Here is a 24,339-nt window from a genome sequence, read left to right as displayed (position 1 = left end):
TTTCCAGATTGCTTACGTTTCAGCGCAAATCGCCGCTAAATTAATGAGGATCGTGAAACAGTTCTGAATTTCGTTGTCATTGTTTTCTCAAGGGTTGTGTTTATCAGCTACACTTCGGGGACCCCTACAGCGCCATGTAAAAGAGCGCGTTATAAATAACGAGAAAACATCATGATCATTTCTGCATCAACGGACTATCGCGCTGCGGCAAAAAGTAAACTGCCGCCATTCCTGTTTCACTACATTGACGGCGGGGCCTACAACGAGCACACGTTGCGTCGTAACACCGCTGATCTGGCCGATATCGCTCTGCGCCAGCGCATCCTGAAAAACATGTCCGATCTTAGCCTCGAAACTGAGCTGTTCGGCGAAAAACTGGCGATGCCAGTCGTGCTGGCGCCGGTCGGGCTGACCGGTATGTACGCACGACGTGGAGAAGTTCAGGCCGCCCGAGCCGCCGCCAAAAAAGGCATTCCCTTCACATTATCCACCGTTTCTGTTTGCCCGATTGAAGAAGTCGCACCAGCCATCGACCGCCCGATGTGGTTCCAGCTTTACGTGCTTAAAGATCGGGGATTCATGCGCAATGCGCTGGAGCGCGCGCAGGCCGCGGGCGTAAAAACGTTGGTCTTTACCGTGGATATGCCGGTGCCCGGTGCACGTTATCGCGACGCGCATTCCGGCATGAGCGGACCGAACGCGGCGGCGCGCCGTATGCTACAGGCAGTGATGCATCCGCAATGGGCGTGGGATGTTGGTCTGAAGGGTAAACCGCATGATCTCGGGAACGTATCTGCCTATCGCGGCAAACCGACCACGCTGGAAGATTATATCGGCTGGCTGGGAACGAACTTCGATCCGTCGATTTCATGGAAAGATTTAGAGTGGATCCGTGAATTCTGGAAAGGCCCGATGATTATCAAAGGTATTCTGGATCCTGAAGACGCAAAAGACGCGGTGAAATTCGGGGCAGATGGGATTGTGGTTTCTAACCACGGCGGCCGCCAGCTCGACGGCGTGCTCTCGACCGCCCACGCGCTGCCCGCAATCGCAGACGCAGTGAAAGGCGATATCACGATCCTCGCCGATTCCGGTATCCGCACTGGTCTTGACGTGGTGCGCATGATCGCGCTCGGCGCAGACAGCGTATTACTCGGCAGGGCGTTTGTTTATGCACTGGCGGCGGGCGGTGAGGCGGGTGTGATCAACTTGCTAAACCTGATCGAAAAAGAAATGCGCGTGGCGATGACATTAACCGGCGCGAAAACCATTGCTGAAATAAGCGGGGAATCGCTGGTGTACGGGCGGAGTTTACGCTGATACGTTAATTCACGGGACAGTCTGCTAATACTGCCCCGGTCTTCCTATTCCCCCACGCAATACCCGTTTCGTCCTGCATGTTTAGCCTGATACAGGGCGCTGTCTGCGCGTTTGAGTAACTCGAGGGACGTCATTCCCGGCGCCCATTGCATGATGCCCTGACTGACCGTGACGGTTTGTGAAACTTGTGATAATGCGTGGGGAATGGCTGCTTTTTCCACGCTCTGTTTGATACGTGATGCCACCACTTCGGCGTCCTGCGTGCCTGCATTGGGGAGCAGAACAACAAACTCTTCGCCGCCGTAACGTGCGACCAGATCGGTTGGCTGGCGGACAACATGTTTGAAACAGTCTGCGATACTGATAAGGCAGCTGTCACCGGCCTGGTGGCCATAATGGTCGTTGTATTTCTTAAAGAAATCGACGTCGATCATTATGAGTGAAAGGGTTCCACCCTGAAGTTCAGTCTGCGCGATCAGTTGCTCGAGCTGGGAATCCAGCTGTCGACGGTTGGCGACACCGGTTAGCGGATCATTATGAGCCAGGTCATCGAGCTTACTCACCAGCAGGGCGTTGTCACACTCCCTGCGAACCGACAACACGAACCAGCGGTTAAGCATTATTCGTCCACTTTCAAACAGGCCGCTGGCAATGATCATCGCCGCCACCTCAAGTATCGGAATAGTGGTTCGCAGAAAAACCAGATGAACAAACAGCGACAGCCACAGAGGTGCGGTGAAGCTGTAGAGGATTGGCGTTGAGGGATAAAGTGCAATCAGCGCAGTAAAAATCAACATGCAAAACAGCGGGAAAACCAGTTGCTGTTGAGTGTCATTGCTTACCATGACATGGAACACCACCGCCCAGTATAAACCTGTCACGAAAGCCAGTGCCATCGCAGGTAACATTCCGCGGATGTAGCGTACTAAGGACAGGGCGATGATGAAAAAGACGATAATTATCAGGGATAATTTATCGAAAATTGTCGCCGGGATCGCCACTTTCGATACCGGGTCGAGCAGTAACTGGAAATGATGGCGACCAAAAAGAAAAAGGGTAAAGCAGAGATTGGCAAACAGCAGCCATAACCCGCTGGTACGCAGGGACGCGGTTTTATAATGGATTAGCAAGGCGTTGAAAGCCGTGTCTTGCAATGTATGTGTGGTTTTTTGCATGGTTTTCCTTAACTTCATCTTCGTGGATAGTGTAGACGAAGAGAGCACTCAAATCTCCCCTTCACCGGGGAGTTTACTGTCCGGTTAGAGCGTTTTAAGGATGAAATGACAGCCAGCCTGGGACCCTGAGCCACTCATGGCCTCGGCAAAATCCATCAGCGACTTCCCTGTAACCGTGCCAATCGCTGCCTCATCAATTGGCGGTGTAAATGCATACTCATCCAGCCATCTTTGCCTCGCCGCTTCCAGCTTGTCCGCAGGCTTCACGTTCAGCGACTCCCGCAGTGCGCACCGTTTTTCTTCCAGTGCCTGCGCAGTGATGCCATCGATGAATGCCGGAATTTGTGCGATAAACTCATCAACAAACGTCAGCAAATCTTCTGCGTTATACAACGGCGACTGCAATGCAAACAAAATGCCTGAATGGCGTGCGGTCTGAAGGAAACGACAGCTCACCACGTAGCCTATGTTCATTTCGACGCGAAATTGCTGGAAGAATTTTGGCTCGAGGAAAGACGCCAGAATTTGCGTTGCAGGCAGACATTCCGCCGTGTTTTCCGCCAGCGGGCAGAACACCAGAACGGCGGCGTCTACACCGGCAGTGGCGAATTCACGCCTGTTCCCGGACGCTTCGTTGATCACTTCGGGCAGTTTTGCCAGCAACGTGCGGACAGCAATATCTGATGCCAGCTGGCGTTGTTCTTGTGCAAAAAGCCGTTCACCCTGAGCCAGTGCGGTTTGCGACGGGGCACGTAATAACTCAGTCGCAGCAGCCAGCGTGTGCCTTACCCATTCCGGTGGCCCGCTGAGCTGCAATAATCCGATTCCCTGCACATAGGTAAACACCAGCGAATTGCCTTCGTGTGCAGATTGCGAACAAAGGGCGCGCAGTGTGGCGCGGGCGATACAGGCCTGATGCGCAGTCATCGATGCTCCTGTTGTCTGGATGCTTTCATCCGTTTTTAGCAAGGTGTTAGCGGACGGAAGGTAAAAATTAAATGATGGTTCAGTGACATTGTCACTTGTTGTCTGCCACGTAGCGTAACTGACCGGCAGGCTGAAACCCTTTGCGGATACATTTTCCCCCTGAACATCCGGCGCACTCCACTTCCGTGTCATGTTATGTGGTTGTAACTCAGTGAGTAAAGCTGGCCAGCCGTTTTGCGAGGCAGGGGGAAAATCCAGCGTTCGAGTGCGGAGCTGATCCAGCGGCGTTAACCGGCAGAAATCCCGCTGTGCGAGTCGGGCATAATGCTGCAAATGTCCCGCGGTTAAATCCCGGATCTGTTGCAGCCAGTGGCTAAAAAGTGTTTCGATGCGGCCGCGAACTGCATCCGTCGCATCACAGGCGAGAAATTCAATGCTGAGAATAACGTCACTGGCGGATATATACGGCAGCGAAACCTGCACGCTGTCGGCCAGCGCCTGCGTCCGCAGTTGATCCAGTAAACTGCCCGGCGCTTCGTCCGTCAGTAACTGGCGCAATAACGACATGGCGGGGGAAGGCGTAACGGGGAACGAAAAACGCAGCCGTGCCGAACCTTCCAGACGCAGTTGCAGATGGCGTTGGGGCAGGAGGCTGAGTGGCTGAGCAGGCGCAGGCTGAAAACCACGGTCGTCTGCAAACGCATTACCATAACACTCCGCCAGCGCGGTCAGTTCGGCGGGTGATTGCGGCCCCTGCAGCCACAGCGTGAGATGGCCGGCGGTGAAAAGTTGCTGATGATAATGCGTCAGCGCCTGTAGCAGCGCAGGAATATCTTCGCCGAAAGAGGTGCGGTTACCGACGTGAAAATCGTGCAGCCGCGAGGGTGCACTGAACGCCAGACTTAGCGCCGCATCACAAAGCGAATCTGCGTGGCCGGTCAGCATGTTGTATTCGGCGTCAATCACCGCCACTTCCTGCCTAACCGAATCCTCGGTCAGCAAAGGTTGCGCCAGCATATCCACCAGACGTGCCAGACCGGCTTCGAATTTTGCCGGTGTCATGTCGAAAAACCAGGCGGTCGATGTGGCGTGCGTGGTGGCGTTGAGTTTTGCCCCTTCCGACTGCGCCCACATCATCAAACGTTCCTCGCCCTCAAACTGACGGCTTCCGGCAAACACAACGTGTTCGAACAGATGCGCCAGACCGGGGAATTCCGGCGGTTGGTGATGACTTCCGGCACGAAGATGAATAAGCGCCGCCGCACGGGAAGCCTGCGGGTCATGCAAGATGTTAACCCGCAGGCCGTTCGCCAGCGTCAGTGACTGCACGTCAGGCAGCATCAGTGTTTCAGCCTTTGAAAATCAGCTGAGAGTTCGCGCGGTTGCGGAACTGGAGCTGATTGATCTGAATGTTGGTGCAGTTCGCCTGCTCGCGTGCGGCCAGGATCATGCCGTGATGTTCAGATTTGGAACACACCGGATCGGCGTTATCGGCATTGCCGGTCAGCATAAAGGCCTGGCAGCGGCAGCCGCCGAAGTCTTTCTCTTTTTCAGAGCAGGAACGGCAAGGTTCCGGCATCCAGTCAAAGCCCCGGTATTTATTAAAGCCGAAGGAGTCGTACCAGATTTCCTGCAAGGTATTTTCCAGTACCGACGGGAATTCTACCGGCAGCTGGCGCGCGCTGTGGCATGGCAGCGCCATACCTTCCGGCGTGACGCTTAAGAAAATCGCGCCCCAGCCACCCATGCAGCCTTTCGGACGCTCTTCGTAATAATCCGGCGTCACAAACAGCAGATTGGCGAGATTACCGGTTCCGGCCATTTTTTCGCGGTACTGATGTACTACGTCTTCGGCGCGCGCGATCTGCTCACGGGTCGGCAGCAAACCTTCGCGATTGAGCTGTGCCCAGCCGTAAAACTGACAGGTCGCCAGTTCGACGTCATCGGCTTCAAGCTCAATGCTCAGGTCGATAATTTTGTCGATCTGATCGATGTTATGGCGATGCAGCACAAAGTTCAGCACCATCGGATAACCGTGTGCTTTCACCGCTTTGGCCATTGCCAGTTTTTGCTGGAACGCTTTGGCATTGCCCGCCAGCGCGGCATTCAGTTCTTCATCGCTGGCCTGAAAACTGATCTGAATATGATCCAGACCGGCTTGTGCAAACGCATCGATTTTCTTCTCAGTCAGCCCGATCCCGGACGTGATCAGGTTGGTGTAAAAACCCAGATCACGGGCCGCGCGGATAAGCTCCGGCAAATCTTTACGCACCAGCGGTTCGCCGCCGGAGAAACCAATCTGCACCGCACCCATTTCCCGCGCTTCTTCGAACACTTTGATCCACTGCGCGGTGGTCAGCTCTTTTTCCTGTTTTGCGAAATCAAGCGGGTTCGAACAATACGGGCATTGCAGCGGGCAGCGATAGGTCAGTTCGGCCAGCAGCCATAACGGCGGCTTAACCGCAGGTTTAAGCAGGTTCACGAAAGGTAATCCACTTTTGTGCATGGGCCTGAGCGAAGAAATCTTTGACGTCGTCGTTTACGCCACCGGCTTCAGGAAAGCGTGTATTCAGCTCATCAATGATATTGGCAATCGTCCGCTCACCGTCGACCAGCTGCAAAATAAACGTCGCGCTGTCGTTAAGTTTCGCCATCCCTTCCGGATACAGAATCACGTGGCATTCCTGCGTTTTTTCAAACTGCATGCGGTAGCCACGGCGGAACATCGGCGTGTAGTGCTCGGTAATGGTGATCACAGAAGTCGTCCTTTGTGCCAGACCGCCTGTTGCGTCACGCTGTGATAGGGCGGGCGGTTCAGTTCGTAAGCCATGGTCATGGAGTCGAGCATGCTCCACAGAATGTCGAGTTTGAATTGCAGGATTTCCAGCATGCGCTGTTGTTTTTCGACGGTATCGCAGTATTCCAGCGCCAGCTGTAAACCGTGCTCAACATCGCGGTTCGCCTGACTCAGACGTCCGCGGAAATAGCCGTAACCTTCTTCCTCAATCCATTTGTAATGCTGTGGCCAGGTATCAAGACGTGCCTGATGGATTTGCGGAGCGAACAGTTCAGTCAGCGAGCTGCAAGCGGCTTCCTGCCAGACTGCGCGGCGGGCAAAGTTGACGTAGGCATCGACGGCGAAACGCACACCCGGCAAAACCATTTCTTCTGAAAGCAGCACGTCGCGGTCTAAACCGACCGCTTCACCCAGACGCAGCCACGCTTCGATACCGCCGTCACTGCCGTCATACCCGTCGTGATCGAGAATACGCTGCACCCATTTGCGGCGGGTCTGCGAGTCCGGACAGTTGGCCATGATCGCCGCGTCTTTCAACGGAATGCTGGTCTGATAATAGAAGCGGTTCGCCACCCAGCCCTGAATTTGCTCGCGTGTCGCCTGACCATTATGCATCGCAATATGGTAGGGATGATGGATGTGATAAAACGCGCCTTTTGCACGCAGCGCCTGTTCAAATTCCTGCGGCGTCATCGGTGACGCTGGTTGTGAAGAAGTTGTCATAATCGTGTTTACCTACAGTTTGATGCGCATCCCGTCCCGGCTGACTTCAATGTTTTGCTGCGTCAGCGCCTGCCGTTCGGCAGAGGATTCATTAAGGATCGGGTTGGTATTATTAATATGGATGAGAATTTTGCGTTCTGCCGGAAGTGACGAGAGCAGGGCAATCAGCCCCTGTTCTTCGGCAAGGGCCAGATGCCCCATGTCTTTACCGGTATTACGGCCGACGCCGGTGGTCGCCAGCTCATTGTCCTGCCACAGCGTGCCGTCAATCAGCAGGCAGTCGGCCTTGTTGAGCCACTTCAGCAGTTCGTCATCCGGCTCGCCCAGACCCGGCGCGTACAGCAGCGAGGTGCCGGTTTTCGTGTCTTCGATAAACAGCGCAATATTGTGGCCGGGCAGCGGCTTGCCGCGATATTTCGAATACGGCGGGGCATTGCTCAGCAGCGGAATAGCGGTGAATTTCAGATCCGGGCATACGGCGACGGAGAAGCTGTTCTCCGGCTCGATAGCGTGGTGTTGCAGGCCGCCATTCCAGTGTGAAAGCATGGTGAAAATCGGGAAACCAGTGGTGAGGTCTTCATGCACTTCCGGCGTACACCAAACCTGATGCGGGCAGCCTTCGCGTAAATTCAGCAGGCCGGTGCAGTGGTCAATCTGGCTGTCGGTCAGGATGATGGAGCCAATCGCAGTGCCGCGTAAAACGTCGTGTTTAATCAGTTCCGGCGTGACGGCAATCTGGTGGCAAATGTCCGGCGAGGCGTTACACAGCACCCAGTCGGTGCCGTTGTCGCTGACAGCAATGGAAGATTGCGTGCGCGCGGAGGTTTTCATGGAGCCATTGCGCACGCCCTGACAGTTGGGACAATTGCAGTTCCACTGCGGAAAGCCGCCGCCTGCCGCGGAACCAAGTACGATAATCTGCATGTGAGAACCAGGGGAAAGGGAAGGAAAGATGCCCACAGCGAACCGTGGGCATAAGGGCTTAGCGGTTAGAAATGTACAGAGTCACTTCTAAGCCTAAACGTAGGTCTTCGAAAGAAGGTTTAGTCCACATAATAACGTCCTCTTGGTGATTACAGTTTTAAGTTCACTGCCGCTTTAATTGCGGCAGGTGATCGGCTTATTGTCAAATATCGCTGGTTTGGCTAAGAAAATGTTGCGATGAGCACAAACCGATATTGCCCTGTAAGCCACAGGGATTAGTGCAAAATGCCGGATGAAAAGCTATTCACCCCACGTTTGCTTTAATACTTTCAGCCAGTTGCGATAGGCGATTTTTTCGATCAGCGTCTTGCCGTATCCAGCATCAGACATGGCCTGCAACAGAACGGGCAGTCCGGCGACATCGCCGAGGGCATCCGGCACATTGATGCCGTCGAAATCCGAACCAAAACCGACATTTTCTTCGCCCAGTTTACCAAGAAGGTTATCAAGATGTTTAACAATTTCGGTGACTGGCGTATCGCCGTTTCGTTTTCCATTAGTACGTAAAAAAGCTGTGCCGAAATTCACGCCGACAAAGCCATCGCTCTCGGCGATCGCCGCCAGCTGCTTATCGGTCAGGTTGCGCGGCTGCGGGCATAACGCATGGACATTGGAATGCGTGGCGACCAGCGGCGCATCGCTGAATTTCGCCGTCTGCCAGAAAGCTTTTTCGTTCATGTGCGAGACATCGAACAGAATCTTTCTGCGGTTGCATTCACGCAGTAACCCAAGCCCGGCGGGCGTCAGGCCGTCACCGGTATCAGGTGAGCCCGGAAAATCGCCTTTCACGCCGGTACCAAACTGATTCGGTAAATTCCACAGCGGTCCGATGCTGCGCAGCCCTTTTTCATACCAGAGCTCCAGCCGCGAAAAGTCATCGCCCAGCGCTTCAGCCCCCTCAATATGCATCACCATCGCCAGCACACCGTGAGCAATACAATGCTCAATTTCGGCGACCGTACGGCATATTTTGGTCCGTCCGGCGGACTGCATTTCAATGCGTTCAAGCAGTGAAATCTGCGCCTGTGTGATAGCTAAAGCGTCATGCGGTTCAGCCGGTGAGTTTGGCCTGAGTTGCGGCATATACGAAGCGGGTGGTACGAAAACCGCAAATAAGCCGCCAGCGAAGCCGCCCAGCCGACAACGCCGGAGATCAAGATGTCCGTCCAGCGCGCCATCAAGGAACAGAGCAGCAGGATCTGCTGCGTCGTGCAGCCACAGGCGAAGTAACAGGTCGTTATGACCGTCAAAGACAGGGGGATTGGGGATGGTGTTCATGATGTTAATGGTACTTTATAAAAGCACGAAAATGTATGCGGAATATGTAATGGTTTGTTTGGTGGATGTTATCTAATTTGACTGACTTGTTTTCATGTGGAAGTGCAAGAAAAATACGGCTTTGATCTTTTGTCTGCTGGTCAGGCAAATCTCAGTCAGGTCCCTCCCCCTTCGCAGGGGGAGGAGCAAAGAAACAACATTCTGCTTTTGAATTTTTGCTGCGGCCTCAGCAAATCAGAAACTATAGCTCGCCGTCACCGACACATTTCTCGGTTCGCCGTAAACCACATATTGATTCACGCTGGTGTCGTATTCCTTGTCGAACAGGTTGTTGACGTTGGCCTGCACGGCCAGCTGTTTCGTCACCTGATAACGGCTGAACAGATTGACCAGCGCGTAGCTGCCTTGTTCCGCGTAACGGGTGCCGTTGCCGCTCGGGCCAGGGACGTCCTGCCACACGTGGGTTTGCCAGTTCACGCCACCTCCGACGGTCAGGTCCTGCAACGTCGACAGACGGTAACTGGAGAACAGTTTCAGCTGCGTGCGCGGCAGCTGCGGGTTCACCGCATCACCGTTTTCATCTTCTGCAATGTAGCGGGTGCCGCCGAACGTCATCTGCCAGTTATCGGTCAGGGCACCGTTCACTTCAAATTCTACACCGCGGCTGACGGTGCCGTTTTTCCCTTCATAGGCGGTATCGGTCGATCCCGGGATCGTACGGCCAGTACTCTGCGCGACGTTGTCCAGTTCCGCGCGGAAGATTGAAACGGAAGCGGTCAGGCGACTGTTAAACCAGTCAGATTTGACCCCGGCTTCGTAGTTTTTACCGATGACCGGGGAAAGATATCCGCCGTTGATATCACGGTAAGTTTGCGGCTGGAACACCGAGGTGTAGCTCGCGTAGGTCGACCAGGTGTCGTTGATGTCAAACACCAGACCGGCATACGGTGTGATGTTGTTCTTCTCGATCTGATCAGTCAGCGTGTGCGAGTTCCAGTTGGTGTAACGCGCGCCAACGATCAGATGCAGCGGATCTGCCAGTGAAAGACGTGTCGCCACATAGGCAGATTTTTGACGGATAGTGTCTTCTTCGGCCAGAGAACGCGGGTTCCAGTCGGTTTCAGGGAACTGTCCGTTGAAATCATTGAAGTTACCCAGCTCTTCGGTGGAGATATTGGCGAACGAACTGTAATAGGTGTTCTGCTGTCTGGAATAGCTCACGCCGGTCATCAGCTCATGCTGACGGCCAAAAAGCTGATACGGGCCGCTGGCAAAGGCATCGACGCCATCGACTTTACGCTTGCCGGTGTTATAGCCGGTCCCTGCGACGACCGGATATCCGGCATAGGCGGATTCACCGACGCCGGTGGTTTTATCGAAAGTCCCGTCGATATACATCATCTTAGAATCGATGTGGGATTCGGTATGGGTGCCGTTCAGGGTTGCCTGCCAGCCGTTATCGAAGGACTGTTTGAGGGTGGTGAACAGCTTGGTGGTTTCTTTATCACTGTACGCCCAGTCCGGTGCAGAGTTAAAGCCACGTCGATAGTCTGTTTTGCTGCCGTCCAGATACCAGCGCGGCATGCCGCCCCAGGTCGGGCTGTCGGTATTGGTTTGCTGGAATTCGTATCCGGCAGAAAGCAGGGTGGAGTCGGTCAGGTCTGCATCGACAGTGGCGTAGACGAATTTCTTGGTCGCGCCGTAGCGTTCGACGTAGCTGTTTTTATCCTGATAACCGGTTACCAGACGCCCACGGACGCTGCCGGATTCATTCAGCGGGGTGGATAAATCTGCCACATAGCGTTGTTTGTTCCAGCTGCCGTAACTGGCAGAAACGTTGCCGGTAAACTCTTTGCTGTCGGCGTGTTTACGCACCTGATTGACGGAAGCCGACGGATTACCCGGACCGGTCATCAGGCCGGTCGCGCCGCGGACGACTTCAATACGATCATAAATGGCGGTGTCGGACTGGGAATCGCCGATGTCCCAGCGTGGATCAAAAGTCGTCGGGATGCCATCAACCATATAGTTGTCGATCAGGAAACCGCGCGCGTAGTAGGTACGGCGGTCAAGGTCAGAGACACTTTCCTGGATACCGGTGGTATTTCGCAGCACATCACCCAGCGATTGCAGCTGCTGATCCTGCATGCGTTGTTTGCTGATAATACTGACGGACTGCGGGATATCGCGCGTAGTCAGCGCCATTTTGGTGCCGGCGGTGGTCACCGGCACACTGTAATCAGTGGCTGCGGTATCAGCCGCGCTGGTGTCGTTCTGCCCGGTCACGACCACGGTGTCTTCCGCGGTGTTTTTTGCGCTGGCTTCTGCTGCATACGCATTATGCAGTGAAGAGGAAACCAGCAGGGCGATGACGGAAAGTGAAAGTTTCTTTCCTGAATTATTTTTATGGTTTCCCTTAACGCATCTGACGACGTAATTCCCTGTAAAAGATGACATAAATACTCTCCGCACGGTTGTTTTATTATTTTTTAGCCACTGCATTTTTGTATGAATACGGCTTTATCAGCATGAGCAAATCCCGCCAGGATCCCCCGGAACAAGGGCTGGAAAGGACGAAATAGCCATAGTTAATAAAACGAATGAGAATAATACGCATTGGGTTTATCGATGTAAATAAATATTACAGCCATCCGGATCTACTGCCGTTCTTCTCCCTGTGAAGGGTGAGGCGGGGAGGGAGCAAAACAGTCATTCCTCTTTACACTTTCCAAATACTCCCGTTACTAAAGATCTCCTTATTTTTACCGATATACCCTCTGAACAATAAATATCCTGTGATGCTTTTTGCTCATTTCAGTATTTAATTTGAGATAAATAATTTCACTTTATTTTAAGAGGGTGGTGTTTCTTCACCCGAAATAAGAAAGTAATTCCGCTATGCAATTACCAATATTTGGAATTGTTCCGTGTTGTATTTATTTATTGGCCAGGAAATAAGGGAGAAAGAATGTTTAGAGCGATTAACAATATGCGTGTCGGCGCCCGTCTGGGTGCGGCATTTAGTCTGATAATACTGCTGCTGGTTATCGTCAGTGTCACTGCTGTGACAAAAATAAGCAGTATTAACAGCAGTATCGAACAAATAGTCAGCGATCGTTATGTCAAAGTACGATTGGCGTTTGACGTCCGCGATGGGGTGAACGATCAGATTAAATATCTTCGCGGTATTGTCATCGATACCAAAAATCCTGAGCAAAATAAAAAACGTTATTTACAGCTGGATGACACTGTTAAACAGACTAATTTAGCGATGGATAAAATCGCCGCTATCCAGACGACGGTAACAGGCAAGCAAAAGATTAAATCTTTGCAGGACGCGGGGGATACGTTTGATGTTGCAAAAAATGAGCTGATTGCGCTGACCCGCGCCGGTGATATGGACGGCGCGACGGAATATGTGTTGCGTAAACTGACGACCTCGCAAAATGCGTTTCTGGATCTGGCGACAGCGTTTGCTAACTCGCAGGATCAGCAATTGCAGGCTGAAGGGAAGAAAGCCGTCGCAGATGGATATACCGCGATCCAGCTGACGCTGATTTTCTCCGCGCTGGCGGTTCTGGTGGCGGCGGCGCTGGGTTATTTCCTCACACGCTCCATTACGCGTCCGCTGCATATTGCCGTAAAAGTGGCGGAAAACGTCGCGGCAGGGGATCTGACCACGCAAATTCAGGTGACATCAAACGATGAGACCGGTCAGCTCATGCAGGGGTTGAAAAACATGAACGAAAACCTGCTGAAAATTGTGACCGAAGTCCGCGCTGGCACCAACGCAATTAACAGCGCGTCGGGTGAAATCGCGGCTGGAAATCTGGATTTGTCTTCCCGTACTGAACAGCAGGCCAGTTCTCTGGAAGAAACCGCGTCTGCGATGGAGCAGATGACGGCGACGGTTAAGCAGAATGCCGATAACGCGCGTCAGGCCAATCAGCTGGCGGCGCAGGCCTCCCGCGTGGCAGTGCAGGGCGGCGAAGTGGTGGGTGAAGTGGTCAACACGATGGAAGGTATCAATGCCTCTTCCCGCAAAATTGTCGACATCATTGCCGTGATTGACGGCATCGCGTTCCAGACCAACATTCTGGCGCTGAACGCTGCGGTAGAAGCCGCGCGTGCCGGTGAGCAGGGGCGCGGGTTTGCGGTGGTGGCTTCTGAAGTGCGTAACCTGGCGCAACGATCAGCGAGTGCGGCGAAAGAGATTAAGGTGTTGATCGACGATTCGGTGGCAAAAGTAGACAACGGCACGCAACTGGTCGCGAAAGCCGGTTCGACGATGGCGGAAGTGGTGTCCAGCGTGAAGAATGTGACCGACATTGTGGGCGAAATCGCTATCGCCAGTAACGAGCAGAGCACCGGCATTGAAGAAATTAATAAGGCCATCACGCAGATGGACGAAGTGACGCAGCAGAACGCCGCGTTAGTGCAGGAAGCCTCGTCGGCGGCGTATTCGCTTAATGAGCAGGCGGAGCGTTTGTCGCAGGCCATCAGCATCTTTAAAGTCAGCGCCGGTTCTGCTACGGCGGCAGTTCGTCAGGCGGCACAGGCTAAGGCTCCGGCATTGCCGAACCGCCAGATATCGCTGCCAGGCAAAATTGACGAAGGCTCATGGGAAACGTTCTGAACCTCTGATGATCGCTGACATTGTCTGATTCATTTCTCAAAACCCGGCATCTTTTGTCGGGTTTTTTTATGTTTTTCATCATTTTTTGCGATAATCCCTGCGCCAATAAAAAGGAGAAGGCTTTGATGATGAAAAATACCCTGCGTAAAACGCTGCTGATGGCGGCGGCTGTGGTGCCAATGCTTGCATTCAGCGCGGCGTCATGGGCGCAAACTGCCACGAAAATGACTTCCATTCAGCAACAACTGACGGCGTTGGAAAAAGAGAGCGGCGGACGTCTCGGCGTGATGCTGATTGATACGGCGGACAACTCGCAAATCGCTTATCGTGCCGATGAACGATTTGCGATGTGCAGCACCAGTAAGTTCATGGCAGCGTCGGCAATTCTGAAAGAGAGCGAAGTGAAGAAGGATCTGCTCACTCAGCATGTCGAACTGAAAAAATCGGATCTGGTGAATTACAACCCTATCACTGAAAAGCATCTCAATGATGGCATGACGATGGGTGAACTGGCAGCGGCGGCCTTGCAGTACAGCGATAATGCCGCGATGAACAAGCTCATCGAGCACCTTGGCGGACCACAGAAAGTCACCGATTATGCGCGCACGCTGGGTGACAAAACTTTCCGTCTGGATCGCACCGAACCGACGCTGAATACCGCCATCCCCGGCGATGACCGTGATACCAGCACGCCGCGTGCGATGGCGCTGAGCCTGCAACACGCCACGCTGGGCTCTGCGCTGGCTGAACCGCAGCGCGCGCAACTGGTGGAATGGATGAAGGGGAATACCACCGGTGCGATGAGTATCCGCGCAGGATTACCAGTGACGTGGGTTGTCGGTGATAAAACCGGCAGCGGCGATTACGGCACCACTAATGATATCGCGGTGATCTGGCCGGAAAACAAAGCGCCGCTGGTGCTGGTGACCTATTTCACCCAGCCTCAGCAGGATGCAAAATCCCGTCGTGATGTGCTCGCCAGTGCGGCGAAAATTGTGACACAGGGTTATTGATTGACGCTTAGTCAGGCGAAGAAAAGGGTCCGAAAGGACCCTTTTTTGTATCCGTTTAACGCCCGACGCGCGCCATTAATGCAGCCGGATAACGGTCGCCCTGAACTTTCACCGTTTCCAGCGCATTGGCTATCGTGCGCAGTTCGCTTTCTGAAAGCGTGATATCGGCTGCGCCCAGGTTTTCTTCCAGACGATGCAGTTTTGTCGTGCCGGGAATGGGCACGATCCACGGTTTCTGCGCCAGTAACCACACTAACGCTATCTGAGCGGGTGTCACCATTTTGTCCTGCGCAATCTGATGAATCACTGCCACCAGACTCTGGTTCGCTGCCAGCGCTTCAGGTGAAAATCGCGGAACCTTACTGCGGAAATCGTCACTGCCAAAGGTCGAATCTGCGGTGATAGATCCGGTGAGGAACCCTTTGCCTAACGGGCTGAACGGGACAAAACCGATGCCCAGTTCTTCCAGCGTCGGAATAATTTCCTGTTCAGGTTCACGCCACCACATCGAATACTCACTTTGCAGCGCGGTCACCGGTTGTACCGCGTGCGCACGCCGGATTGTCTGCGCGCCCGCTTCGGAAAGCCCGAAATGTTTCACTTTACCTTCGCTGATCAGGTCTTTCACCGCACCGGCGACGTCTTCAATCGGTACTTGCGGATCAACGCGGTGCTGATAAAGCAAGTCGATAACGTCAGTTTTCAGGCGTTTCAGCGAACCTTCAACGGCCTCGCGGATATGTTCCGGGCGGCTGTTGAGGATTTGCTGTTTATTGTCATCGCCAAAGGTGAAACCAAATTTGGTGGCAATAATGACTTTATCCCGTACCGGCGCCAGCGCTTCGCCGACCACTTCTTCGTTGAGATAAGGGCCGTAAACTTCGGCTGTATCAAAGAAAGTCACGCCCCGTTCGACGGCGGCACGGATCAGTTCAACCGCCTGTTTAGTATTGGTAGCAGGGCCATAACCGTGGCTCAGTCCCATGCAGCCTAAACCGATTGAAGAAACTTCAAGGCCAGATTTTCCCAGCAGACGTTTTTGCATGTGATTTTCCTCGATTGATGTTTTTAATATCCTGTAATCTTGTGATTATGGGATTTCAGGATTTGTCGTTGCACGCAACGGCAGGTGGTCAGTGCCGCTAGTCAGTGTCAAAAATCATAGCGCCTGAGCTTTCATCAGATTAGAGGGTGTTATCTGCAAGAGTTTATGAACTGTATTCATGAATCTGTATTGACCGACTTATCTCTGTGCTTCGCAGTAAAGATAAACCTCGTTAAGAATTTGAAAAATAGTGAAAGTATTTCCTGACAATGCAGCCTGTGAACGTGCTCCGCTGTTATATCCTTACAGAATAACCTTGTATTAACGGTAGTAATAAAAGTCCGAATTATTTCGTCCCTAAGTGGAATTTATATCGGTGTAATATATTTAAAAATTTATATCAGGCCAATATTCAGCCAGTTACTGCCGTTTTAAGTATTATTAACGCTTAAGCATTGTCCCCAAGGCTATAATAGCTATGTTCACTAAAGCGTCTGAACGGGCATGCTGGCCCGTGCAGTGTCACGGCTAACTGGCCGTACCTGTAAAGGACTGCCATGCAGGACAGCACAGGGTTATGAGCCTGTTGTAATAGGTATTTAACCTATGTTTAGCAGGCCGGAAGTGCTTTTTATGCCTTTATTAATGACCGCGTAATGGGCATAACTCAGCACGATCGTTCATTAAATCAGCAACATATTGATTCGTATGCAAAAGAATAAACAAATCTATACAAAATAAATTATTGAGGTGGGGGCAAAAAAGCCATATATTGGCCGCGTTTTTCACAGGCTAGTAATTTTCTTAATCAAATTTATTCAATTGTGGCGTTCTAATATCCCACGGTTGTAGGAGAGATATGATGACGGATAAAGTCCGTATTGACAGTTTAGGTGCGAATTCATTAAACGGAAACAATGAAACCTATTTGGCGAGACAAGCTGAATTTGAATCGAATGTTCGGAGCTATCCTCGTAAATTGCCTCTGGCAATAGCGAAAGCCAACGGCGTGTGGATCACTGATGTTGAGAATAATCAATATCTTGATTGCCTGGCAGGTGCGGGTACGCTGGCTCTGGGACATAATCATCCTGACGTGCTGCAAAGCATCCAAAATGTCATTACCAGCGGCTTGCCGTTACATACACTGGATCTGACAACACCGTTGAAAGATCAGTTCTCCGAATATCTGCTTTCTTTATTGCCACAACAGGGCAAAGAATATTGCCTGCAGTTCACCGGCCCGTCGGGTGCTGATGCGGTTGAAGCCGCAATGAAACTGGCGAAAAAAGTCACTGGCCGTACCGGTATCATCAGCTTCTCGGGTGGCTACCACGGTATGACTCACGCCACGCTGGCAGTGACCGGTAACCTGTCTCCGAAAGAAGCGGTTAACGGCATGATGCCGGAAGTCCAGTTTATGCCATACCCGCACCAGTACCGTTGCCCGCTGGGCATTGGCGGTGACGCTGGCGTTAAAGCATTAACCTACTACTTTGAAAACCTGATCAACGACGTGGAAAGCGGCGTTCGCAAACCTGCGGCTGTGATTCTGGAAGCCGTTCAGGGCGAAGGCGGCGTGAACCCGGCTCCGGCTGAATGGTTGCAGCGCATCCGTAAAGTGACTCAGGAACACGGCATTCTGCTGATCCTCGACGAAGTTCAGGCGGGCTTCTGCCGTACCGGCAAACAGTTCGCCTTCGAACACGCAGGCATTGAGCCGGACATCATCGTGATGTCTAAAGCTGTCGGCGGTGGTCTGCCACTGGCTGTGCTGGGTATCAAAAAACAGTTCGACGCCTGGGCTCCGGGTCACCACACCGGGACTTTCCGCGGCAACCAGCTGGCGATGGCCACCGGCCTGACCACGCTGAAAATCCTCAAAGAAGAAAAAATTGCCGAAAAAGTGGCTGCACAGGGCGAGTGGCTGAAAGGCAAACTGGCTGACATGCAGAAACGTTATCCGGTAATAGGTCACGTGCGCGGTCTGGGTCTGATGATCGGTATCGAAATCGTGAAGCCAAACGAAGCGCAGGATCACATGGGTTGCTACCCGGCTGACGGCGAGCTTTCTGCCCTGTTGCAGAAAAAATGCTTCGAAGCGGGCCTGATCCTTGAACGCGGTGGCCGTAATGGTTGCGTTCTTCGCCTGTTGCCTTCCCTGCTGATCACCAACGATGAGCTGGGTATTTTCCTCGATAAGTTTGAGCAGGCGCTGTTAGCGGCTGGCGTCAAGCCTGTCTGAGCGGAGTAAGAGATTCTGATGTCCGAGTTAAACCCGATTCTGGCAGGTTCAGCGCAAAGCACTGAAGCCTATCAGCAAGCCATTGCGCAAAGCACTGAAGCGGTTGTGCAGTGGCTGAAACAACCTGAGATGTATCAGGGCAAAACGGTTGCTGAGCTGCGTGAACGTATCAAACTGGACTTCAATCCTAACGGCCTGGGTAACCAGGCCGCGATTGAACGCGCCATTGAATACTTTTTAAAAGACAGCCTTTCTGTTCATCACCCGCAATGTGTCGCGCATCTGCATTGCCCGAGTCTGGTCGTCAGCCAGGCCGCGGAAGTGCTGATCAACGCCACTAACCAGAGCATGGACTCCTGGGATCAAAGCCCGTCAGCGACCATCATTGAGATGAAGCTGATCGAATGGTTGCGTACTCAGGTGGGCTATCAGGCTGGCGACGCGGGCGTGTTCACCAGCGGCGGTACCCAGAGCAATCTGATGGGCCTGATGCTGGCGCGTGATGCCTTCTTTGCCAGTCAGGGGCATTCCATTCAGCAGGATGGCCTGGTCGGTAATCTGCGTAAAATTAAAGTGTTATGTTCTGAAAACGCGCACTTCTCCGTGCAGAAGAACATGGCATTGCTCGGTCTGGGCTATCAGTGTGTGACGCTGGTGAAAACCGACGAGTTCGCGTGTATGGATCTCAACGATCTGCGCGAGAAAGTCGCACAGGCTCAGGCGAATGGTGATCAGATTCTGGCGATCGTTGCCACCGCCGGTACCACCGATGCCGGTGCTATCGACCCGCTGCGAGCCATTGCTGAACTGGCCGCTGAGCATCAGATTTGGGTTCATGTGGATGCGGCGTGGGGCGGTGCATTATTGCTGTCTGAAAAATACCGCGACTATCTGGACGGCATCGAGTTAGTGGATTCCATCACGCTCGACTTCCACAAACAGTTCTTCCAGACCATCAGCTGCGGCGCGTTCCTGCTTAAAGAAGAGCGCCATTACGAGCTGATGCGCTATCAGGCGGCTTATCTGAACTCAGAGTTCGACGAAGCTGCTGGTGTGCCGAATCTGGTGTCCAAATCGCTGCAAACCACCCGTCGTTTTGATGCACTGAAACTGTGGATGGGGCTTGAAGCGTTAGGGCAGAAGCAATATGCCGCGATCATCGACCACGGTGTGACGCTGGCACAGGAAGTCGCGCAATATGTGACTTCTGAAGCTGCGCTGGAACTGGTGATGAAGCCACAGCTGGCGAGCGTTCTGTTCCGTTATCGTCCTGAGCAACTGGCAGGCAGCAGCGATGCCGCTATCGCGTTGCTGAACCAGAAAATCGGCGATGCGCTGCTTGAATCCGGTCGTGCGAACGTCGGTGTGACCGAGCATAACGGCGTGACCTGCCTGAAACTGACTCTGCTGAACCCGACGGTGACGCTGGAAGATGTGAAAATCCTGCTGGCGCTGGTTGAGAAAACCGCGCAGCAACTGCTGAACCAGTAAGTTTCAGATTTGCGCTAATGCGCAGCGAAAAGCCGGTGATACGAAAGTATTGCCGGTTTTTTTTATCTCGATTTTCACGCGCACATATTATCGCTTCCTGAACTTTCCTATTCTTCCGCCCGCCTGACCCTCGTTTCCTATACTGGTAGTTTGTGCTGAAAACGGGGAGGGAGGATGAATTTTCTGTCACATTTTAATTTTATCGCGCTGGTGATGACACCGGCATTCTGGATAGGCTTCGCGACGATGGTCGTGGTCACGCTGGTGACCTACTGGCTGCTGAGCTGGTTACTGTCGTTTGTGCGCAAAGGCGTTAAAAGCTGGGGAGAAGTGCATCCGGCGACCAACAGAATGCGGTCCATATTGGGCGATATTCTTGAGCGCACTAATAATCTGCTGATATTTGTTGCGGCATTTCTGTTCAGTCTGCGGTTCGTCAATCTGCCGGACAATCTCTACAACACCATCAGTCATGCGTGGTTTCTGGTGCTGGCGCTGCAAATGGCGCTCTGGCTCGATCAGGGAGTGGTGTCGTGGCTGCGCCACATCATGAGACAGCCGGGCATGAACAAAAACCCGGTGACGCTGGTGATCACCGGCCTGATATTCCGCGCGGTGGTCTGGTCAGTGATGCTGTTGTCGATTCTGGCTAACGTCGGCGTCAACATCACCGCGCTGGTCGCCAGTCTGGGCGTGGGCGGTATTGCTATCGCGCTGGCTATCCAGACCATCCTCAGCGATGTGTTTGCCTCACTGTCGATTGGCTTTGATAAGCCTTTCGAAATCGGCGATTTTGTGGTGTTCAACGACGTTGCCGGGACGGTGGAACATATCGGCCTGAAAACCACGCGTATCCGCAGTCTGAGCGGCGAGCAGATTGTCTGCGGGAACGCCATTTTGCTTCAGCAGACGCTGCATAATTACAAGCGTATGCAGACCCGCCGCATCGTGTTTAATTTTGGTATCGCCATTAATACGCCGCCGGATAAGCTGCGCAATATTGGCGAGATGGTCAAAGGCATTATTCTTGATGTGGGCGAGACCAAATTCGACCGTGCGCATCTTCTGGGTTTTGGTACTGACCGCTTAAATATTGAGGTTGTTCATATCGTTAACACGGCCGATTACAATAAATACATGGATATCCAGCAGGAAATTAATATCCGCATTATCGAAAAGCTAATGGAAAACGGTATTGAGATGGCGCTGCCTAATATGATTGTCAAAACACCGGAGAAAAGCGGTGCGGGAGAATGGGAAGCTGCCAGCGCAAAACCACTGGCGTAGGATAAAAATAAAGGGTTGCCGCAAATAATTTCGCAGCAACCCTCTCTCTTTATGGATCTGATTAACGCAGTTGCTGTGCGATAGCGCTGTACATCAGCGAGGCTTCCAGCGGCTGTGCGCTGAAATCAGGTTCTGCCTGCGGCCATGTTGACCACTGAACTATCACCAGGTTTTCCGCGCGATTCACCATAATCACCTGACCATAAATACCCAGCGCCCACATCGAACCTTTTAACGATTCAGACGGCGCAGGCGTGACGTTTTTGGCATTAACCGGCACGGCGTTGTTCCACCACTGATAACCGTACATCCCGTCGGGATGCGCCGCAGAAACTGAATTCTTCGCCTTGTTCCAGTCTGATGCCTGTGTCAGCCAGTTTTCAGGCAGGATTTTCTTGCCGTCCGGCAACTGGCCGCCACTCATCACAAACTCACCGAATCGGCCCCAGTCTTCCAGCGTCGCGTTAAATCCGTGCGCACCGACGTCATGTTTCCCCTGCTGATATGAATGCCAGACGCCATCCTGCGCCATGCCGTAAGGCTGCCAGAGCGTTTTTTCCAGATACTTTGCCAGCGGCATGCCGGTGGCTTTTTCCAGCACATCGCCCATCAGCCAGGCACCGCCGGAGGAGTAGGACCAGGTTTCGCCCGCCGGATGAGCTCGTTTCAAGCCGGTGATGATTTTACGTACGCAGTCGTATGCTCCGGGATTCGCTTCACATTGCGTGAGATGAGCAAAATCTGAACCGGGATTGGCGTAATCCTCATTCCACGCCACGCCGGAGGTATGCTGGATAAGCTGACGCAGTGTCACACCTTCCCACGCAGTGCCTTTCAGATCAGGCTCGTAGTCTGTGATGAGATCATCCATGGAGCCGATTTTTCCTTCTTTGACAGCAATCCCCACCAGCGTCGACACCACAGATTTCCCTACGGAGCGTGATGTCCACAATGTGTGGTCAGTGTTGCCTTCGCCCAGATATTTGTACGCGATTTTGCCGTTTTTCAGCACCAGCATACCGGTGACATTTTCGCGCTTCAGGTAATCCTTCAAGGTAAAGGTTTTACCGTTCACGCTGTAGGTCGGGTTCTGAAGTTGCTTATCTGCCTGCACAAAAGGCGTGGCCTTGCCATGACGGAACACGTCACCGGCATAGTTGCGATAGTCGTTCCGAAAACCGATAACGCGTGCGGCCTGATCCCAGTTCAGCATGTCTTTGGCATCCGGCAGCGTTTTATCGAATGGTACCGGACAGGCGCTGAGCATCACGCCGCCGCAATCCTGTGTCTGCTCTGCAAATGCAGGCGTCATAAACGACACCGCTGCGCTCATCGCTACAGCCAGCAGCAGAGGTTTTAAGAGGGAGTTGTTCCGTGTTTTCATTTTTCCGCTTATCCATCAGAGTATCGGGAAACATGAGTATAAGGAGGGGAAACAGTTTGAAAAAATCAACTGATGGGGGAAAATCCCCCGCATAAACGTCGTCGAAAGGAGCTGAAATGTCCGCGTTACGTTATTCCTTCTCGCAGATTGAGGCCTTTGCCTGTGTCGCTGAACTGGGGAATTTGTCCAGAGCCGCAGTATCCCTGGGTAAAGATCGCACCACGCTGCGTGACTTAATTGATTATCTCGAAGACGCGCTGGGCTACACGTTGTTTATCCGTCAGGGGCGTACGCTGGTGCTCACGGAGCAGGGCCAGCAACTTCACCGGCAGGCGCATTTGCTGATGCGTCAGGCTCAGGCCTTTGAGTTTTACGCGCAGTCGCTGCCAGAGTCTGAGCAGCAGGAACTGGTTATGGTCTACGATCCTTTCGTCTCGCAGGCGTTTATAGACGCGGTGATTGTGATGATGGCAAAAGAGGGGATCCGCTTCAGCGCCTGGAGCGCGTCGAGAGAAGAGGCCGAAGCTGCCCTGAACGCCGGAACGGCGCAGATTGCGGTTTGTCAGGCGAACAATCGTGCGCTGGGCATGGATATGGAATGGTGCGCGCTGGGAAATATCGAACTGGATTTTTACGCCTCCGGCGGGTTGTTTCAGCATCAGCAGCGTCCGCTGACATTGCTTAATCTTTCCCTGAAACCTCAGCTGGTCATGCATCACAAGCACGATGAACAGATTGCCCGCCGGTTACAGATTTCGGGGCATACCCTGTTTGTGAACGAACGCTCCACCTTGCGCTGTTTGCTGGAAAATGCGCAGGGTTGGGGCTTTTTACCGACGCATTATCAGGCCTCTGGGTGGAACAATGTGCAGGCGGTTGAAACTGAAGTGGGCAATCAGGGACTGACGATCACGATGGTGGCTATCTGGCAGCCAGGTCAGACAAAACAACCGGTCACCGGTAAGTTAATCCGCGCACTTCCCGAGTTATGGCGTGACACACTTCCACGTTAAAAGAGTTTCCGCTGGCTAATTATGCCCTCAGGCAGGCATTTTCTGAGGGCTTTGCTACGCTTTCTGAGCATCCTATATCTGAACCTCGCCCTGCAAACCTGACCGTTTTCCCGATAATCTGCTGAGGAGTGCATTCTATGCCATTTGTAAAAACCAACGACGGCGTTAATATTTTCTTCAAAGACTGGGGTCCTAAAGACAAGCAACCCGTTGTTTTCCACCACGGATGGCCGCTGAGCGCCGACGACTGGGACAATCAGATGCTGTTCTTTCTGGCCGAGGGTTTCCGCGTGATTGCCATTGACCGCCGCGGGCACGGGCGTTCCGATCAGACCAGTGAAGGTAACGATATGGATCACTATGCGTCGGATGCCTCCGCGGTAGCTGAGCATCTTGATTTGCATGATGCGGTACATGTCGGTCATTCAACCGGCGGGGGGCAGGTTGCCCGCTATGTCGCGAAGTATGGTCAGCCGCAGGGACGTGTGGCGAAAGCGGTGTTAATCAGTGCCGTACCGCCGCTGATGGTTAAAACGGATGCCAATCCCGGTGGCACACCGATTGCCGTTTTTGATGGTTTTCGCAGTGCGCTCGCCGCAAACCGCGCGCAGTTTTATCTGGACGTTGCTTCCGGGCCTTTCTACGGGTTTAACCGCGATGGCGCACAAGTGTCACAGGGCACTATCAATAACTGGTGGCGTCAGGGGATGATCGGTAGCGCCAATGCACATTACGAAGGGATTAAGGCGTTTTCAGAAACGGACCAGACCGAAGATCTGAAAGCCATTACCGTGCCGACGCTGGTTTTGCAGGGCGACGACGATCAGGTTGTGCCTTATAAAGATGCCGCTCTTTTGCAGGATAAGCTGCTGGCGCACAGCACTTTGAAGATTTATCCGGGCTATCCGCACGGCATGCACACTACGCACGCTGATGTGATTAACCAGGACATTCTGGCGTTTATCCGCGGTTAATGTCTGGGTCGTATACGTCTTTCAGAAACCCGCTCTGTGGCGGGTTT

19 protein-coding genes are annotated in these 24,339 nt (G+C 53.0%); 8 read left to right on the top strand and 11 right to left on the bottom strand.

Features of this window, described 5'->3' with window-relative positions:
• Nucleotides 1-171: 171 nt before the first annotated feature.
• Nucleotides 172-1,320: an FMN-dependent L-lactate dehydrogenase LldD gene (lldD, locus tag J1784_RS07760; protein ID WP_120509470.1), complete on the top strand. Its 1,149-nt coding sequence runs from the start codon at nucleotides 172-174 to the stop codon at nucleotides 1,318-1,320.
• Between the two features lie 44 nt (nucleotides 1,321-1,364).
• Here lldD and J1784_RS07755 read toward each other — a convergent pair whose 3' ends face one another.
• From J1784_RS07755 to fhuE, 9 genes are all read right to left on the bottom strand, one after another.
• Complete coding sequence (locus J1784_RS07755; RefSeq protein ID WP_217148704.1) at nucleotides 1,365-2,495, bottom strand: GGDEF domain-containing protein; 1,131 nt, start codon at nucleotides 2,493-2,495, stop codon at nucleotides 1,365-1,367.
• Nucleotides 2,496-2,579: 84 nt separating this feature from the next.
• A complete protein-coding gene (gene pqqF, locus J1784_RS07750) occupies nucleotides 2,580-4,763 on the bottom strand; it encodes a pyrroloquinoline quinone biosynthesis protein PqqF (protein ID WP_217148703.1) in 2,184 nt (727 codons plus the stop codon).
• A 7-nt stretch (nucleotides 4,764-4,770) separates the two neighbouring features.
• Complete coding sequence (pqqE, locus tag J1784_RS07745) at nucleotides 4,771-5,904, bottom strand: pyrroloquinoline quinone biosynthesis protein PqqE (RefSeq protein ID WP_420803958.1); 1,134 nt, start codon at nucleotides 5,902-5,904, stop codon at nucleotides 4,771-4,773.
• Nucleotides 5,891-6,148, bottom strand: a complete 258-nt coding sequence (gene pqqD / locus J1784_RS07740; protein WP_238485445.1) for a pyrroloquinoline quinone biosynthesis peptide chaperone PqqD — start codon at nucleotides 6,146-6,148, stop codon at nucleotides 5,891-5,893. The genes pqqE and pqqD overlap by 14 nt, the downstream gene beginning before the upstream one ends.
• A gap of 26 nt (nucleotides 6,149-6,174) precedes the next feature.
• Entirely contained in the window at nucleotides 6,175-6,942 is a 768-nt protein-coding gene (gene pqqC / locus J1784_RS07735; RefSeq protein WP_217148700.1) for a pyrroloquinoline-quinone synthase PqqC, read from the bottom strand.
• 12 nt (nucleotides 6,943-6,954) lie between these two features.
• Nucleotides 6,955-7,866 (bottom strand): pyrroloquinoline quinone biosynthesis protein PqqB, encoded by a 912-nt coding sequence (gene pqqB, locus J1784_RS07730; protein WP_120509464.1) that lies wholly within the window; start codon nucleotides 7,864-7,866, stop codon nucleotides 6,955-6,957.
• Nucleotides 7,867-7,924: 58 nt separating this feature from the next.
• Complete coding sequence (pqqA, locus tag J1784_RS07725) at nucleotides 7,925-7,996, bottom strand: pyrroloquinoline quinone precursor peptide PqqA (protein ID WP_013578120.1); 72 nt, start codon at nucleotides 7,994-7,996, stop codon at nucleotides 7,925-7,927.
• 170 nt (nucleotides 7,997-8,166) lie between these two features.
• Nucleotides 8,167-9,204, bottom strand: a complete 1,038-nt coding sequence (locus J1784_RS07720) for a dipeptidase (protein WP_217148699.1) — start codon at nucleotides 9,202-9,204, stop codon at nucleotides 8,167-8,169.
• A 234-nt stretch (nucleotides 9,205-9,438) separates the two neighbouring features.
• Nucleotides 9,439-11,661, bottom strand: coding sequence for a ferric-rhodotorulic acid/ferric-coprogen receptor FhuE (gene fhuE, locus J1784_RS07715; RefSeq protein ID WP_217148698.1), 2,223 nt, complete (start codon nucleotides 11,659-11,661; stop codon nucleotides 9,439-9,441).
• Nucleotides 11,662-12,172: 511 nt separating this feature from the next.
• Between fhuE and J1784_RS07710 the strand changes: the two genes are divergently transcribed.
• Nucleotides 12,173-13,840, top strand: a complete 1,668-nt coding sequence (locus J1784_RS07710) for a methyl-accepting chemotaxis protein (protein ID WP_217148697.1) — start codon at nucleotides 12,173-12,175, stop codon at nucleotides 13,838-13,840.
• 125 nt (nucleotides 13,841-13,965) lie between these two features.
• A complete protein-coding gene (blaRAHN, locus tag J1784_RS07705; protein WP_217148696.1) occupies nucleotides 13,966-14,853 on the top strand; it encodes an RAHN family extended-spectrum class A beta-lactamase in 888 nt (295 codons plus the stop codon).
• A 55-nt stretch (nucleotides 14,854-14,908) separates the two neighbouring features.
• Here the strand turns inward: blaRAHN and J1784_RS07700 are convergent, their stop codons facing one another.
• Nucleotides 14,909-15,898: an aldo/keto reductase gene (locus J1784_RS07700; RefSeq protein ID WP_217148695.1), complete on the bottom strand. Its 990-nt coding sequence runs from the start codon at nucleotides 15,896-15,898 to the stop codon at nucleotides 14,909-14,911.
• 859 nt (nucleotides 15,899-16,757) lie between these two features.
• Here J1784_RS07700 and J1784_RS07695 point away from each other — a divergent pair.
• The 3 genes from J1784_RS07695 (at nucleotide 16,758) to J1784_RS07685 (ending at nucleotide 20,921) form a co-directional block, all read left to right on the top strand.
• Nucleotides 16,758-18,143, top strand: a complete 1,386-nt coding sequence (locus tag J1784_RS07695; protein ID WP_217148694.1) for a diaminobutyrate--2-oxoglutarate transaminase — start codon at nucleotides 16,758-16,760, stop codon at nucleotides 18,141-18,143.
• Nucleotides 18,144-18,161: 18 nt separating this feature from the next.
• Nucleotides 18,162-19,634, top strand: coding sequence for a pyridoxal phosphate-dependent decarboxylase family protein (locus tag J1784_RS07690; RefSeq protein WP_217148693.1), 1,473 nt, complete (start codon nucleotides 18,162-18,164; stop codon nucleotides 19,632-19,634).
• A 174-nt stretch (nucleotides 19,635-19,808) separates the two neighbouring features.
• Nucleotides 19,809-20,921: a mechanosensitive ion channel family protein gene (locus J1784_RS07685; RefSeq protein WP_217148692.1), complete on the top strand. Its 1,113-nt coding sequence runs from the start codon at nucleotides 19,809-19,811 to the stop codon at nucleotides 20,919-20,921.
• A 61-nt stretch (nucleotides 20,922-20,982) separates the two neighbouring features.
• On the opposite strand, the gene J1784_RS07680 is transcribed toward J1784_RS07685, so the two are convergent.
• Nucleotides 20,983-22,305, bottom strand: a complete 1,323-nt coding sequence (locus J1784_RS07680; protein ID WP_217148691.1) for a serine hydrolase domain-containing protein — start codon at nucleotides 22,303-22,305, stop codon at nucleotides 20,983-20,985.
• A gap of 116 nt (nucleotides 22,306-22,421) precedes the next feature.
• Here J1784_RS07680 and J1784_RS07675 point away from each other — a divergent pair, with 116 nt between their 5' ends.
• Together J1784_RS07675 and J1784_RS07670 are read left to right on the top strand one after the other, a co-directional pair.
• The gene (locus tag J1784_RS07675; RefSeq protein WP_217148690.1) at nucleotides 22,422-23,318 is read left to right on the top strand and encodes a LysR family transcriptional regulator; all 897 of its coding nucleotides are present in this window, start codon (nucleotides 22,422-22,424) and stop codon (nucleotides 23,316-23,318) included.
• Between the two features lie 137 nt (nucleotides 23,319-23,455).
• Complete coding sequence (locus J1784_RS07670) at nucleotides 23,456-24,292, top strand: alpha/beta fold hydrolase (RefSeq protein WP_217148689.1); 837 nt, start codon at nucleotides 23,456-23,458, stop codon at nucleotides 24,290-24,292.
• Nucleotides 24,293-24,339 lie beyond the last annotated feature (47 nt).

The organism is Rahnella ecdela, assembly GCF_019049625.1.
GTDB lineage: Bacteria > Pseudomonadota > Gammaproteobacteria > Enterobacterales > Enterobacteriaceae > Rahnella > Rahnella ecdela.
This window is presented reverse-complemented; position numbering and strand designations above follow the sequence as displayed.

Bases quoted from the DNA above. Each gene is read 5' to 3' on its own strand.
- lldD (WP_120509470.1), top strand. From the start codon at position 172: ATGATCATTTCTGCATCAACGGACTATCGCGCTGCGGCAAAAAGTAAA.
- J1784_RS07755 (WP_217148704.1), bottom strand. From the start codon at position 2,495: ATGCAAAAAACCACACATACATTGCAAGACACGGCTTTCAACGCCTTG.
- pqqF (WP_217148703.1), bottom strand. From the start codon at position 4,763: ATGCTGCCTGACGTGCAGTCACTGACGCTGGCGAACGGCCTGCGGGTT.
- pqqD (WP_238485445.1), bottom strand. From the start codon at position 6,148: ATGTTCCGCCGTGGCTACCGCATGCAGTTTGAAAAAACGCAGGAATGC.
- pqqC (WP_217148700.1), bottom strand. From the start codon at position 6,942: ATGACAACTTCTTCACAACCAGCGTCACCGATGACGCCGCAGGAATTT.
- pqqB (WP_120509464.1), bottom strand. From the start codon at position 7,866: ATGCAGATTATCGTACTTGGTTCCGCGGCAGGCGGCGGCTTTCCGCAG.
- J1784_RS07720 (WP_217148699.1), bottom strand. From the start codon at position 9,204: ATGAACACCATCCCCAATCCCCCTGTCTTTGACGGTCATAACGACCTG.
- fhuE (WP_217148698.1), bottom strand. From the start codon at position 11,661: ATGTCATCTTTTACAGGGAATTACGTCGTCAGATGCGTTAAGGGAAAC.
- J1784_RS07710 (WP_217148697.1), top strand. From the start codon at position 12,173: ATGTTTAGAGCGATTAACAATATGCGTGTCGGCGCCCGTCTGGGTGCG.
- blaRAHN (WP_217148696.1), top strand. From the start codon at position 13,966: ATGATGAAAAATACCCTGCGTAAAACGCTGCTGATGGCGGCGGCTGTG.
- J1784_RS07700 (WP_217148695.1), bottom strand. From the start codon at position 15,898: ATGCAAAAACGTCTGCTGGGAAAATCTGGCCTTGAAGTTTCTTCAATC.
- J1784_RS07695 (WP_217148694.1), top strand. From the start codon at position 16,758: ATGATGACGGATAAAGTCCGTATTGACAGTTTAGGTGCGAATTCATTA.
- J1784_RS07690 (WP_217148693.1), top strand. From the start codon at position 18,162: ATGTCCGAGTTAAACCCGATTCTGGCAGGTTCAGCGCAAAGCACTGAA.
- J1784_RS07685 (WP_217148692.1), top strand. From the start codon at position 19,809: ATGAATTTTCTGTCACATTTTAATTTTATCGCGCTGGTGATGACACCG.
- J1784_RS07680 (WP_217148691.1), bottom strand. From the start codon at position 22,305: ATGAAAACACGGAACAACTCCCTCTTAAAACCTCTGCTGCTGGCTGTA.
- J1784_RS07675 (WP_217148690.1), top strand. From the start codon at position 22,422: ATGTCCGCGTTACGTTATTCCTTCTCGCAGATTGAGGCCTTTGCCTGT.
- J1784_RS07670 (WP_217148689.1), top strand. From the start codon at position 23,456: ATGCCATTTGTAAAAACCAACGACGGCGTTAATATTTTCTTCAAAGAC.